The 14,449-nt window shown below is 50.8% G+C and carries 11 protein-coding genes; 9 read left to right on the forward strand and 2 right to left on the reverse strand.

Going from position 1 to position 14,449, the window contains the following annotated elements; translation table 11 throughout:
• The first annotated feature begins 105 nt into the window (after positions 1-105).
• Genes ACYQ2N_RS13135 through ACYQ2N_RS13145 form a run of 3 tightly spaced genes read left to right on the forward strand, consistent with a single transcriptional unit; the run spans position 106 to position 3,806 of the window.
• Positions 106-609: a 4Fe-4S dicluster domain-containing protein gene (locus tag ACYQ2N_RS13135; protein ID WP_459999711.1), complete on the forward strand. Its 504-nt coding sequence runs from the start codon at positions 106-108 to the stop codon at positions 607-609.
• Complete coding sequence (gene cooS / locus ACYQ2N_RS13140; RefSeq protein WP_459999712.1) at positions 599-2,506, forward strand: anaerobic carbon-monoxide dehydrogenase catalytic subunit; 1,908 nt, start codon at positions 599-601, stop codon at positions 2,504-2,506. The genes ACYQ2N_RS13135 and cooS overlap by 11 nt, the downstream gene beginning before the upstream one ends.
• A gap of 19 nt (positions 2,507-2,525) precedes the next feature.
• Complete coding sequence (locus tag ACYQ2N_RS13145) at positions 2,526-3,806, forward strand: NAD(P)/FAD-dependent oxidoreductase (protein ID WP_459999713.1); 1,281 nt, start codon at positions 2,526-2,528, stop codon at positions 3,804-3,806.
• Between the two features lie 48 nt (positions 3,807-3,854).
• Here ACYQ2N_RS13145 and ACYQ2N_RS13150 read toward each other — a convergent pair whose 3' ends face one another.
• Positions 3,855-4,226 (reverse strand): hypothetical protein, encoded by a 372-nt coding sequence (locus ACYQ2N_RS13150; RefSeq protein ID WP_459999714.1) that lies wholly within the window; start codon positions 4,224-4,226, stop codon positions 3,855-3,857.
• Positions 4,227-4,583: 357 nt separating this feature from the next.
• Here ACYQ2N_RS13150 and ACYQ2N_RS13155 point away from each other — a divergent pair, with 357 nt between their 5' ends.
• The 6 genes from ACYQ2N_RS13155 to ACYQ2N_RS13180 all read left to right on the forward strand — a co-directional run bounded on the left by ACYQ2N_RS13155 (position 4,584) and on the right by ACYQ2N_RS13180 (position 12,556).
• Positions 4,584-4,841 (forward strand): toxin HicA, encoded by a 258-nt coding sequence (locus ACYQ2N_RS13155; protein WP_459999715.1) that lies wholly within the window; start codon positions 4,584-4,586, stop codon positions 4,839-4,841.
• Complete coding sequence (locus tag ACYQ2N_RS13160) at positions 4,822-5,187, forward strand: type II toxin-antitoxin system HicB family antitoxin (protein ID WP_459999716.1); 366 nt, start codon at positions 4,822-4,824, stop codon at positions 5,185-5,187. Before ACYQ2N_RS13155 ends, ACYQ2N_RS13160 begins: the two co-directional genes overlap by 20 nt.
• 595 nt (positions 5,188-5,782) lie before the next feature.
• Positions 5,783-10,966, forward strand: a complete 5,184-nt coding sequence (locus ACYQ2N_RS13165) for a cell wall-binding repeat-containing protein (RefSeq protein ID WP_459999717.1) — start codon at positions 5,783-5,785, stop codon at positions 10,964-10,966.
• Positions 10,967-11,183: 217 nt separating this feature from the next.
• Positions 11,184-12,023: an SPFH domain-containing protein gene (locus ACYQ2N_RS13170; RefSeq protein WP_459999718.1), complete on the forward strand. Its 840-nt coding sequence runs from the start codon at positions 11,184-11,186 to the stop codon at positions 12,021-12,023.
• A 38-nt stretch (positions 12,024-12,061) separates the two neighbouring features.
• Positions 12,062-12,274, forward strand: coding sequence for a type II toxin-antitoxin system antitoxin (locus ACYQ2N_RS13175; RefSeq protein WP_459999719.1), 213 nt, complete (start codon positions 12,062-12,064; stop codon positions 12,272-12,274).
• 84 nt (positions 12,275-12,358) lie between these two features.
• The gene (locus ACYQ2N_RS13180) at positions 12,359-12,556 is read left to right on the forward strand and encodes a GPP34 family phosphoprotein (RefSeq protein WP_459999720.1); all 198 of its coding nucleotides are present in this window, start codon (positions 12,359-12,361) and stop codon (positions 12,554-12,556) included.
• On the opposite strand, the gene ACYQ2N_RS13185 is transcribed toward ACYQ2N_RS13180, so the two are convergent.
• Positions 12,540-14,345 carry a two-component system sensor histidine kinase NtrB gene (locus ACYQ2N_RS13185; RefSeq protein ID WP_459999721.1) on the reverse strand — a complete coding sequence of 602 codons (1,806 nt, stop codon included), beginning with the start codon at positions 14,343-14,345 and terminating at the stop codon, positions 12,540-12,542. The genes ACYQ2N_RS13180 and ACYQ2N_RS13185 overlap by 17 nt on opposite strands.
• Positions 14,346-14,449: the final 104 nt, after the last annotated feature.

Consider the following 14,449-nt stretch of genomic DNA (forward strand, 5'->3'; position numbering starts at 1 on the left):
ACTGTCGGCAACCCGACAGTACTTTTCTGAAAGTTACGATATTATATAAATAGCCGAAAATTCTCATATTCAAAGATACTTGCATTGAAAGATAGGAGGGAGAACGTGAAACAACTGCTCGTGCGCTCGGAGGTTTGCGTGGGATGCAAGAGCTGCGAGGTGGCTTGCGCTGTGGCCCATTCGGAGAGTAAGACCCTGTTTGGCGCTTTTCTGGAAACCCAACCTCCCCGGAAACGCGTCTTCGTGGAAACCGATGGGACGCTAAACTTTCCGTTGCAGTGCCGCCAATGCTCGGATATGCCTTGTGTTCATGCCTGCATGGCTGGAGCGATGTATCGTGATCCTGCCACAGGCCTGGTCCAAGTGAATGCTGAACGGTGTGTGGGTTGCTGGATGTGTGTCATGGCCTGTCCCTTTGGGGCGATTGCAGAAGGCTCCACTCACCAAGCGGTCAAATGCGACCGCTGCCGTGAACTGAATTATGACCCGGCATGTGTCTCGGCTTGTCCGACCAAAGCCCTGCAGTGGGTGGAGGTCGACCGGTTTGCAGCGGCAGGCCGCCGTTCCTGGGTTGATCATTTGAAGGAGGGGAACACCCATGCTGAATGAGCGAAGCATCGATCCTGCAGCCTTAGATTTATTAAAAAAGGCCGCCGTAGACGGCATTGAAACCGTTTGGGATCGTTATGAAGCCCAACAACCCCAATGTGGCTTTGGCACCCTGGGTATCTGTTGCCGCCATTGTATTCAAGGACCGTGCCGTATTGATCCGTTTGGGCAAGGTCCAACTAGGGGAATCTGCGGCGCGACAGCCGATGTCATCGTAGCCCGCAACTTACTGCGCCAAGTCGCTGCCGGAGCCGCAGCCCACGTCGATCATGCGTATGATGCGGTAGAGGCCTTGGAACTTGCCGCCCAAGGGAAGATTAATTATCCGATTACGGACGAACATAAGCTGCGCACGATCGCGGCCGGGCTGGGCCTGGATGCCACGGGTCAAGATCTGAATGCCTTGGCTTTGGAAGTTGTCAAGGTCGCCTACGCCGATATGGGGAACCACAGCCAAAAACCGATGCAGTGGTTAATGGCTCATGCTCCCAAGGAACGCATATCCGTCTGGGAAAGCCTCGGTATTCTCCCGCGCAACCCGGACCGCGAAATTCGTGAAGCCATGCACCAAACCACCATGGGCATGGACGCCGACCCGGTAAATCTGATCTTGTCTACAGCCAAACAAGGGTTAGTGGACGGTTATGCCGGTCTCAAACTGGCTACGGATATGCAGGATATTTTATTTGGTACCCCGACTCCGGTTGTGACGGAAGCCAATTTAGGCGTGTTGAAAGCCGATTATGTTAACCTGATTGTACACGGGCATGTCCCTTTGCTTTCGGAAAAAATTGTCCACTGGGCGAAGGCCTTGTCATCGGAGGCAGAGGCCATCGGTGCCAAAGGGATTCAGGTGGCAGGAATTTGCTGCACCGGCAATGAAGTCCTGATGCGTCAAGGCGTCCCGCTGGCCACGAATTTCCTGGCTCAGGAATTGGCCATTGTCACCGGAGCGGTGGATGCGATGGTCGTGGATGTGCAATGCATCATGCCTTCCTTAGCCCAAGTAGTCTCCTGCTACCATACGGAACTGATCACGACCATGCCGATCGTCAAGATTCCCGGGGCGACGCATATCCCCTTCTCACTGGAGAAGGCCGATGAGGCTGCGCAGGAGATTGTTCGCAAAGCCCTCACGGCTTATACCAAAAGGGATCCTCGCAAAGTCCATATTCCGGATCACCGCAGCACCATTATGGCGGGCTTCAGTGTGGAAGCGATCTCCGGCGCGCTCACCCATCTCGATGCGGACCAGCCCCTGAAGCCGCTCGTGGATAACATTGCCAATGGCAACATCCTCGGGGTCGTGGCAACGGTCGGCTGCAATAATGTGAAGGTGACGCAAGATCTTTTCCATGTGGAAATGGTCAAGGAACTTTTGAAAAACAACGTCTTAGTCGTGGCTACCGGTTGCTCAGCCCACGCTTTGGCCAAAGCTGGCTTAATGAACTCCGAGGGCACGGAACAATTTGCCGGGGCATCCCTCAAAGCTGTTCTAACTGCCATTGGGCAGGCGGCCGGGCTGGGAGCACCGCTGCCGCCGGTTCTCCATATGGGAAGCTGTGTCGACAATTCGCGCATTGGAGACTTGGTCACGGCGATTGCCGCGTATCTCGGCGTGGACACGTCAGCGCTTCCGGTTGCTGCCAGCGCCCCCGAACCCCAGCATGAAAAAGCTCTGAGTATCGGGACCTGGGCCGTTGCCATGGGGCTTACCACTCACCTTGGGGTTGTGCCCCCGGTGTTAGGGAGCAAACAAGTGACCGAACTCCTCACCGCCGGGCTCACCGGAGTGATTGGCGGTAAATTCTATGTCGAGACCGATCCATTTAAGGCCGCCCAGGGTCTGATTGCGGATATTCGCGCGAAACGGCAGGCACTCGGGCTGGGGAATTAGACTAGAGGGGGAGTCGCTGATGAAATATATTCTGGTGGGAAACAGTGCTGCAGGCCTCTTCGCCGCCGAAGCGATCCGACAACAGGATCCCCGGGCTGAAATTACCGTCCTGACAGCGGATGCTTACCCTTCCTATTCCCGCTGCCTGACCACTTATTTCCTGGCCGGGGATATCCCGGAGGCCCAACTGTTCCTGCGCTCGCCTGAGGCCCTACACGCACTCGGTCTCACTATTCACTATCGCTGTACGGTGACAGGGCTTGACCCCACTCAGCGAGTTGTCCTCACGGCCTCGGGGGAGCGCTATCCTTATGACAAGTGCCTTATTGCCACCGGAGCTTCAGCCGTGCCCCTCGACATCCCCGGTTCCACACTTCCTGAAGTCTTTACCTTGCGGCATTTGGACGATGCACAGCAGATCAGAGCCCGGCTCGCTCCCGGGGGGCAGGCCGTCATCATCGGTGGGGGCTTGGTCAGTTTGAAATCTGCCTATGCCCTGCTCAAGCAAGGGCTTAAGGTCAGGGTCATCGTGTCTTCCGGGCAGATTCTGTCCCAGATGCTCAATGAAGAAGCAGCCGTACTATTGCAGGAGCATCTGAGACGGCATGGTTTGGATATTGCGCTTAAGCAGGATGTAACGGCGATTGAAGGGAACGTGCATGTTGAAGCCGTACGCCTTCGTAACGGCGGAACCCTGCCCGCCGACCTGGTGATCGTGGGCAAAGGGGTTCGCCCCAACATCCAGCCCTTCCTGGCTTCCGGTTTGGCGACCGGACAGGGTATATTGGTCAATGAACACCTGGAAACAAATCTCCCGTATGTCTACGCTGCCGGGGATGTGGCCGAAGCCTGGGACCGCCTCCATCAAACCCAGCGCCTGAACCCGATCTGGCCCAACGCCACGCTGCAAGGACGAATCGCCGGAGCGAATATGGCCGGACTTGCCTTAACCTATCCCGGAGCCATGGGCATGAACGCGGTGGACTTCTTCGGCCTGCGGGTTATTTCCGCCGGGATCGTCAGACCTCCTAAACCTTCCGAAGGCCAGGGAGATCCCCAGCTGCCCCCCTGGCGGGCCGAGGATCTCCGTCTGCGGGATGCACCGGGCCATCCAAACTATCAACGTCTGGTCTGGCAGGGAGAGGCGTTAAAAGGATTTGTTCTGGTAGGAAATGCGGAGCGGGCCGGTATGCTTACGGCCTTGATCCAATCCGGCCAACCGCTCTCTGAACCGATCCGCAAGATCCTCAGGAGTGGAAAACGCAGCGGGATTCTTACGGCACTGCGTGAGGGAAAATAAGCTATCGCAAAACAGGCCTCGAAGAGAGAAATCTTTTCGAGGCCTGTCCTATTGGTTCAAATTGACCCTGTCTCCTCTGCTCCAATCCACTTCGAAACCTACCCTCTGGATTCTGCGTTCAATACAAAACCGGCAATCGGATGCCTTGTCTTCCGTAGAAATTTTATTTTCATATAGTTGGTACTGCTTCCTAACTGAGGGCGGAGTGATAATCGGCATCACGACATTGGCTCCCGCGCTTAAGGCAAGTTCCCTGCCCTCGGGGTGCAAAGTTCCTAAGGCTGTCGTTGCAGGGATTAAGCTGTCCGGGACAAGCAAGCGCGCCAGAGCGATCATAACCAGCGTGTCCTCGACGGTTCCGCCGGTTTCATTCCCCAGGGGTGTTTCGCTATGGGGAATAAAGGGGCCAATACCAATCATGTCCGGATGTAATCCTTGCACGAACAACGAAGGTAGCAGTAGTTGCAGCCTAAGGCAAGGGTGTCCGCGGTGACGCGGAATCTGAAGGAAGCCAGCGGCAAATCTCCGGCCCGAGGACTACGAACCCCAGGTGAGGCTAGTGATAGTTGGATGAGCTAGCTATACAAAGCGAAGTCCTTGCTGCCGAAGGCTGCCACAAGACAACGTTCTTACCAGGGGAGGTCTGCCACTGACGAAGTTACTTCGTAACCCGCATCGAGAGGTGTGGCTGGGGTGGCAGAAGTCTACTCTTTTACTTGTGTAAAAGGTTTGACCCTTAATACTATATGTGGTACTATATATGCAGGGGGTGAGGGTGTGAGTAAACTTAAAAAACTACTCGAAAAGATCAGGAACAACCCCAAACATGTAAGATTCGAAGAATTAGATAAAATACTTATCCGTTATGGTTTTGCCAAACGACAGGCATCTGGTGGAACCAGCCACTACTACTATACTAAGGGCGAGAAAGTCATCTCGGTTCCGTTTCGCCAACCACATATTAAAGTGTTTTACGTTGAACGCGCAATGGAATTACTGGAAGGAGAGATTAACGATGACGAACAAGAATCTTGATTACTACTTGGGGCTCCCCTACAAGTATACAATTTATCCTGCTGAAGAAGGCGGCTATGTCATAGAGATTCCCGAGCTTCCCGGCTGCATCAGCCAGGGGGAAACGGTTGAAGAAGCTTTGGCGATGATTGAGGATGCGAAACGGGGTTGGCTGGAGGTTGCACTGGATCAGGGAATGGAAATTCCCGAGCCGACTAAATCGGTTGAGGATTATTCCGGAAAGTTTAATGTTAGAGTCCCGAAGTCTCTGCATAAAGCCCTTGCTGAAAAAGCGAAGGAAGAGAATATTAGTCTGAATCAACTTATCCTTTATCACTTGTCCAAAGGTATCGGGCGTAAAGCTTAACTTAAAATATCGGCAAAGTTTTCACTGTTTGGTTACATTTCACCTGCCGACATCAGAATCCGAAAGGGAAGCAGGTAACCCGCTCTTTTTGAAATGCAAGTAAAAAGGTATAATATAGAAAAAGGTTAAAACGTATGGCGCGTGCTTTATGCGTTGAAGAGAACCATTATAAATGGTATAATATGCCAAACAGAAATTGGCAGGGGGTGAGATTTTTGGGGAATAATCTGTATATGCTAAAAGTCAATATAAGACAGCGCAGGAAGCGAGTGCTTTCGAAGAATGGACAAAACACGTTATTGATTCGCGTCAGCGAGGGATGGCAAGGATAGCCTCTGGAATTTGGAAAATTGATTACTGAGTGAAGAAATTGCATAAAGCATGTTAAGACGCTAGGCCTCGGAGAGGGAAATTTCTTCGGGGTCTAGCGTCTTATTTAGTGGAACGAAACTATGTTTTTTATTTTAAAAGATTCATATTCACCCGATCGGGTGATAGGCAAAGAAGGGAAAATCAGTAAACTGAGGTTAGACTGTGTTGATATAGGCAGACGATGGCATATACGGTGTGAGTTGAAACAGATGGAGGGAAAGGTATGAACGGAAAAAAGGGAAGAAACAGAACGATCAGAAAAGACAGAGTGGGTTTTGGACTTCGGGGGATGCTGGCGATTCTTCTTAGTCTAAGCCTGCTCGGACTGCCCCTGGGGAGTCCGGGGAGCGTGAGCGCAGCAAGCATTCCGGCAGCGTCCGTGGCTGCTGCGAAGACTTTACAGACCACGGCAGCGGGCGGTTCGTCCCCTACGGTGTCGGAACGCCTGGGCGGCAGCGATCGCTATGCGACGGCTGCTAAGATCAGCCAGGCCGGCTGGCCGGGCACTGCGGAGTATGCTGTGTTGGCAGCCGGGATGAATGAGAACCTGGTAGATGCTCTTACGGCGGCCCCCCTGGCTGCCAAGTTAAAAGCACCGATTCTGTTGACCCAGGGAACGGAGCTGAACACCTATGCTAAGGCGGAGCTGACAAGATTGGGGGTCAAGACCGTTTACGTTACAAGCGGTACAGCGGTCATCACCCAACCGATTCTGGATGACTTAAAAGCGATGCAGATCATCGTAAAGCCCTTGGGCGGCAAAGATCGCTTTGAGACGTCGGTAAACATGGCCAAGGAGCTGGAAAGCTTAGGCACGGCGGTTAGTAAAATAGTTGTTACCACGGGAGCGAACAATGCCGACGCGTTGTCGGTTGCTTCCATTGCGGCGGCTAAAGGAATGCCTATTCTCCTTACGAATCTCTCTGATTTGCCTCCGAGTGTCAAAGAATTCTTGGACGGACGGAAAGCGGATATGATCAACTCCTATATCATTGGCGGGACCGGGGTTGTCGGAGACACGGTCAAAGGGCTTCTCCCCGGCCAGGTGGAGCGCTATGCCGGAGCGAATCGGTATGACACCAACCTCGAAGTGCTTAAGCATTTTGCCAATGAATTAAAGTATCAGGCGACTTATGTGGCGAACGGTGAAGACGCTTCCATGGCAGATGCCCTCGCCGGTTCACCGCTGGCCGCTCAAAATGCTTCTCCGATTCTTTTAAGCAATCTGGAATTATCAGCAAATGCGAGGGATTACGCCAAATTGAACTTATCGCCCAAGGTTGTGGCCTTGGGTGGGGAAGGTGTTGTACCAGCCAAGGTTTTAAATGATATGACCTCTTCTCTGGATCTGGCTGAGACAGGTGCGACCAAAGGGGCGACAGATGCCGCTCAGCCGGAACAAATCACAGATAACCTTAAAATATCGGCGGCGAACGTGACCCTCAAAAACGTCATTGCCGACTATAGCATCTACGTTCAAGGGGATAAGGCCACGCTCAGTCAGGTCAAAGTAAGGGGTACCGTCTTTCTCGATCCCGGAGAACAGGGAACGGTAAATCTGGATGGGGTTAGTGCTGCCCGTGTCGTCGTTCTGTCCGGGGCTAACAACAGTATCCACCTCAAGAATGTGACAACCGGTGCCCTTAATGTGGCCAGTTCGACTCCCGTGCGGGTGGAAACGAGCGGCACCACGAGTGTCACCAACACTGTTGTAAGTTCGGCTGCGATCCTGGATGCCGTTGCCGGTTCGTTTGGCAAGGTGGAAATCGCGAAACTGGCATCTGCGGCGACGACGCCTAATTCTGCTAATCCTTCCGTAGGGGAAGCGGTTGTGGAATTGCGGGGGAATTTCCCTGAAACGATTACAGTGAGCGGGCAAGCCAGCGTGAAAGCGGCAGCTAATGCCAACATCCCGCAAATGAACATCGCTCCGGAAAGCAAAGAGCAAAAGATCACTTTGCAAGGAGCGTTTCAGACCGTCAATATTAACAAGGCGGGGGAAGTAGCCCTGGCGGAAAACGCCAAGGTTACCAGCACGGTGGTCAATTCCGGGGCTATTCTCAATGCAGCGAGCGGCTCCTTTGGTCAAGTGGAAATCGCTAAGACGATCACGAGCGGAACTCCCAGCGGATCGGCAACTCCAGGAAAACCGCCGGTCATGCCGGTCGTGGAACTGCGCGGAACCTTTGATCAGAAAGTGCTTGTCAGCGGGCAGGCGACCGTTAAGGCGGCATTGAATGCCAACATCGCCAAAGTGGAAATCGCGCCGGAAAGTAAGGAGCAAAAGATTATTCTGGACGGAACGTTTGCTAAGGTGGAAGTGAACACGGAAGCCAAGGTTGAGTTGAGCGAGAACGCGAAGGTTATTGACGCAGTTACGAACGCCAAAGCAGACTTTCTTGTTCCGCAAACGGCTATCGTGGAAAAGTTGGATCCCAAAAACACCGGGACAACAGCCAGCGGCGGCGGGGATGTTAACGGGACCACGACTGCGAAGGATTCAACCACTCCGCCCGTGGTGGTGACCCCGCCTGTGACGCCTCCGCCTGCGCCGGGTGGCGGGAGTAGTGGTGGCGGGAGCAGTGACAGTGGTGGCAGCAGTACAGTCACTGCAACACCGATCACAGGCGCAGACGTGAAAGTTACCAAAGGCAGCATTGATTTTAACTATACTTTCGCAATAGGAACTGGAACAAACGTGCAAAGGGTCTCCTATGCCGATGTGTTGAAAGCACCCTATTATTTGGATCCACAGGCCTCGACGGTGACGCTGGCGAACAGCCATTTGGATCTTGCACAGGCGACGCCGGTTAAGCTGAGTGAGCTATTTGTATTCAATGATGCAGGCGAAGGGGTTTCGGAGTTTTCGGATTTAGGAGCATTCACGGATAAATTTCCTGATTTTAAGCCGAAAACCGGAGCGGTAGAAGTCGGTTTTCCAACCCAGATCAAGCTGCATCTTGTGAGCAAAACGCTGGTGAACGGGCAAACTGTTGCCAATGCTTGGTCGTATGACACAGATTGGATAAACTTTGCGTCTGATGATATCAAGGTTTTCACTCTCTACGGAGATGTGCAGGCGTTGCAGGGACAAATGAGCAATATGATCGGGGACACTGTGGCAGCGGACAAGGCCACGTTGGAGTTGCCTGCCCAACTCGGCGGTGGCCTGGGTTCAGATCCGACCTCGACGGTGGGCTGGACATCGGATAATCAAGCGATCAGCGTGTCCAGTGCAGTCTATAGTGGGACATATTCGGCTGCGGTTACCCATGGAGCAGCGGATATCAATGTAACTCTGACAGCAACCATCACCAGTGGTACGCTCACGGAAACCAAGGCTTTCCCGGTCACGGTCAAAGCGGAGGCTAAATATGCCTGGCTGAATATCACCGGCAGCCCATATCCGGGCTTAAGTTCAAGCAGTGCGCGGGCACCGGAATATACGTTGGACAGCAGCGATAATGTTACACACATAAACGGTTATGTCAATGTTGATGTGCGGGTCAAGAATGCCGGCTTTGACAGCGCTGTATTCAAAATCAAGTATGATGCTCAGAAATATTCCCTCTTGGGTGCCTATTGGGATAATCCGTCCACGTCCCAGAGAGAGCAATATACACCGACATTCGCCAATCTGTCTGATCTCTGGCAAGAGGCAACCTTTACCGTCACTCGCAATATCACCGCGCCCAATGACAGTTCAGGGGCTTCGATTATGACACTGCAAATCTCGGCCAAATCGGAAGGAACCCTCCCGCTTAATCTGGTCTCGGCCCAGGGGTATAATTCAAGTGTTTTGCCGGCGGATGTCATGGCAGGCTCTTGCAGCCTGGAACTGAGCAGCGGCGGCAGTGCAGTGGCCTGGACGCCGGATCCGATTAATTCCGGTCTGACACTCTTTACCTTTACGAATAAAGACAATGCCGTGTATCTGTCGGATTTTTATGCGCATGCTCCTTTGACGGGCGGCAAGATATGGGCAACTTTGAGTGACAACAGCAAAGCGGATGTTACCGCCTTGCCAACAACCTCGACAGATGTTTACGGGGGATACTTCTTCAATATTTATACCGGTGCAACAGGCTATTCCTTCACCAAGGACGGTTATGATGAAGATAATCTCAGCGCTTCCGGTGCCACGGTCTGGCATCAGACCTCATCCATCAGTCCGCACATGTTCATGTCAGGAAATCCGGGACAGGATATGATTTATGCAACAGCGAACGATATTACGCTCAATATTGCCAGGAATAATTATGGCAGTCCCTGGGGAACGGATAGCAATACGATTACAGCCAAGCTCTATGACGGAAGTGGCAATACAGTTTATGATGCTCTGACACAGAGCCAAAAACAAGTTTACTGCACAGCATTAACGGCTGACAGTATGTCCTTGGCCATTCCGCACGGTCTGCAATTGCCACAGGGAAGCATGTTTGCCGAGTATAATATGTTTATTTATCAAAATAACGCCTTGCTGGGACGGGTTTATCTGAGTGTTCTTCCCCCGGATACCGTAGCACCTGTCTTGCAGAGTGCCGAAGTCAGCGGCAGTACCCTGACGCTGACCTACAACGAAGGTGTGGACAGCACTACCGTACCTGCTGCCGGTGATTTCGCAGTGTCTGTAAACAGTTCACCGGCAACGGTTAGCACGGTTGCGGTCAGTGGAATTACAGTGACGTTGACGCTGAGCTCCGCCGTGAGCGCAGGGGATACGGTAACCGTGAGCTATACCAAGGGGACGAGTCCGGTTCAGGATGCGTCAGGAAATACTGTGGCAAATCTGACAGGGCAAACGGTGACGAACAGTACAGCCGGTTTGAGTTCGGATACTACACTTAAAGTAAAGACCGGGTATAGTAATGTGGTCGCCCAAGTTTACAATACTGAGACTTATAATGGGAATTATGCAGTCATTGTGTTCAGTGGTACGACGGCTGCTCAATTGAAAAGTGCGCTTGAGTCAACGGACGGTTCGGTACAAACCTATACGGTTAAAGATTCCGGGAACATTCTGAAGGCTGATGCGAGCACACTCGTCGACGGCGACCTCTTGTTGGTTACCTCGGCTGCCGGAGGATGGAACACCTATCATCTCTTTGTGACCACGCTCACGCAAAGTACGGCTCCGGATGTGAATAGCATCGTTGTCAATAACAACTCTGCAGCTACCGATGTGGTAACAGTTGGCGGGTTGGCGACAGGAGATGTTGTAAAGATTTATAGTACCGCCGACACTACGCAGCCATTGGCCAGTGGAAACTCTGGGATTAATAACTATGTCCGTCTTGCCGATTTGGCACTTGAATTTTCCGGAGGCAGCATCTGGGTCAGTGTGACGAGCACGGGAAAGGCGGAGAGCGTGCGCACGGAAAAAACCTATGCAGCAGAACAAGGTTGATCAGTGCGAATGGAGCGAACTGAAGAAGGCCCATGCTGCGTACCCCCACACAATGGGGATTAATTCTGACAATTAACATTCAATAAAGGGTTCCGGGAGTAATCTCTCCGGAACCCTTCACATTTGCTCTGTTTACATATCACTATAACAGTGATATCATATTAGTATCAAACCATTTTTAAAGCTTATTAATTATAAGGTAGGGAGGTTGTAGTATATGAAAGAACACAAAGCGTGGGCCGTGAATGGTTTTCTTGCTCTGATTCTTGTCATTGCCTTTTTTGCCTCAGGTATCATGCTTCTGATTAAACTAAACCTGTGGGGCATACTTCCTCTTGTCATCGGGATCATTCTGCTCACCGGCATCAAAGTGGTGCAGCCTAATAAAGCGTTTGTGGTGGTTTTCTTCGGGAGCTATATCGGCACGCTGCGCGAACCCGGGCTGTGGCTGACGGTGCCTTTTTCGACTCGCAAAAGTGTGTCTCTGCGGGTGCGCAACTTTAACAGCAAGACCCTCAAAGTTAATGATATCGAAGGAAACCCCATTGAGATTGCGGCGGTTGTGGTGTTTAAGGTAGTGGATACGGCCAAAGCGATCTTCGATGTGGATAAATATGAGCAGTTTGTGGAAATCCAAAGTGAGACGGCTCTGCGCCATGTGGCTAGCCGCTATCCCTATGATCTCTTCGAGCAGGATGGTTATTCTTTGCGTGGGAATGCTGAGGAAGTAGCCAAGGAGCTAGCCCTCGAATTGCAACAGCGCTTGGCTATCGTTGGAGTCGAAATTACCGAAGCCCGCCTCACACATCTGGCTTATTCTACTGAAATTGCCGGAGCGATGCTGCAGCGCCAACAAGCCAGTGCTATTTTGGCGGCCCGCCAAAAAATCGTGGACGGGGCGATGGGGATGGTGCAGATGGCGATTGAACGCTTGGAAAAGGAGAATGTCGTCAAGCTGGATGAAGAGCGCAAAGCGGCCATGATCAATAATCTTCTGGTGGCTATCGTATCGGATCGCTCGGCCCAGCCTGTGATTAACACGGGAAGCTTATACTAGTTAAAGCTCATCAGGAGATACGAATGGTGGATAAATCTATGTCAAGTAAAAAACAGTTTCCCCTGCGCCTCGATCCGAAGCTTTACCAGGCCTTGGAGAGGTGGGCTACGGACGAGTTTCGCAGTGTCAACGCCCATATCGAGTTCTTACTGCGCGAAGCAGCGCGACGGGCCGGACGCCTGCGGGATGAGAGGATGCCTCGCTCCGCCGACAATGCGGGGGAGGAGCCAGACCCTTCAAACGCTGAATAGATGGCTGAGGGGAGACACAGAGGGGAGACACAGAGGGTAAAAGAGAAGGAACTGCACACAGAGAAGGAAAAAGGAGGGATAGCGGTGCTTAGTCTGCCAGAAGAACTGCTCCTCTTGGCTTTAAATGAAGAGAAAGGCACCCTTAGCTGGGTGGCCTCTTCGAAACTGCCATACGTTTTGGCGGGGTCGTTAATGATGGAACTCATTCTGCGCAAGCGTTTAGCGTTCGATGGTCGGAGATTCCGAGAGATAGATCAGGGGTTACTTACTTACTCAAGTTAGCCATTATCGGAAATGTAATATAAAAGGTTGTCCCATCACTGCCTGTTTCAAACTCAAACTCGGCCTTGTGCCTGCGCGCGATGCCGATGGAAATTGCTAGGCCAAGCCCTGTACCGGTTTCTTTAGTGGTAAAAAACGGAGTTCCAATTCGTCCTTGGATTTCTGCGGGTATGCCGCTGCCCTGGTCTTTGATGGCCAACATGATTTTATCTCCTCTTTGGTAGGTGCTGATGAAGACGCTTCCGTGTTCAGGAGTGGCTTCTAAACCGTTGCGTACCAGGTTTAAGACAAGCTGCTTAATCTCATTTTCGTTAAGCATAATATCCGGCAATATTCCTAAACTTAAAAAAACTTGTTTATTGCTGTTATAGGCATCTGCCTGCAGCAAGGGGTATACTTTATTGATTATTTCATTAATGTTTCGCGGCTTGATATTATCCAAGTTTTCCTTGGATAATGAGAGGAAATCCGTGATGATTAGATTGGCACGGTCGATCTCGGAAATCATGAGATCCATATATTCCTTTTCCCGTGCATATCTCGGTTTGGTTCCGAGGAACTGCAAAAAGCCCCTGACAGTCGTAAGCGGGTTTCTTATTTCATGGCTGATTCCGGCAGCCAGTTGGCTGATTAGATTAAGCCTTTCTAAGTGCGCGAGTTCCTGCTGTTGCTGCCTTAGGTCGGTAATGTCTCTAAAGAAAACAGTGAGTCCTTCCTTGAAAGGGTAAGCATGATATTCATAGTATTGATCTGAGTTGGTAAAGCCCTCCGCTTCCCAATGGATAGCTTCATTCTTTTTCAGAGCTTCTTCAATTTTAACATGGGTTATTGAATTTACGACTCGAGGAAATACGTCAAGGAGGCTTTTTCCCAGTACAATTAATTTGGTGTCTGTACGGGAGATCAGTCTAGCCGTTTCGCTGTTTATAAAAGTAAAGCGGTAACTGCGATCCAAAGCGAAGAAACCATCTGAAATTCCTTCCAGGATCTTGGTTGTTTTACGGTTGGAAGCCTCTAATTCGAGATTCATGTGCTTAAGTTCATCGGTAAAGTCGATTATCTTATATAGGACAGGCTGTAGCTCGGGCAGTCGCGTTAAGATTTGGTCATGGTCGTAGTTATCATCAGTTATCGATTTAGAAAAAGAATCTAAATGCGATTCAATTTCTCTAATATTTTTTCTGACCAAAATAACTATTAAGACTGACAAGCTCAAAGTGAGTATTAAAATTTCGCTTACTTTGCGGTAAGACTCAAAAAAACTAATATTTTTTTTCGAATAGGCCCAGACATAGCCGACTAATTTCTGATTCTGGTATACAGGCAGATTAATTGATATCACTCTCTGTGAGTTCCATGCAAATTCCTGAAACTCATTGACCAATCCCAGCTTGGGGCGGATTTGCTCGAACAAGCTGTATAGATGTGTATCGTCTTCGATAAACACTGTATCAAGGTCAAGATCGTAATACCCGACAGCGGCATTGTCGTCATACTTGACTGCCGCCAGCACGAGAGGGGCAATGTTTGCCTCTATTTGATTCTTAGTCAAGGTAATATCCTGTTTTAATAATTCGATTTTATTGATTTGAGATTGGATATTTGATTGCTCAGCTGTTGCCACTGACAATAACTCATAATTAATTCTATACCCTTCTTTTTTCCAGTAATTTTGGCCGTATAGAAACAGAAGTACTATTAGAAATCCGAATATGGTGGCAGTGATTTTAATTAAGGTAAATTGGATAATTGATTGTCTGTTAAAGTAATTCCGAAATTTAGCAATCATTACGATGTCCTCCAACTGCCTCGGATGTAGTTGTTAGATGAATTCTGAAACCTAAAGAATTAAAAGCTGGGTTATCCCCAGCTTTTAACCCGTTATGGTATAAA

The organism is Paradesulfitobacterium aromaticivorans (assembly GCF_054657415.1).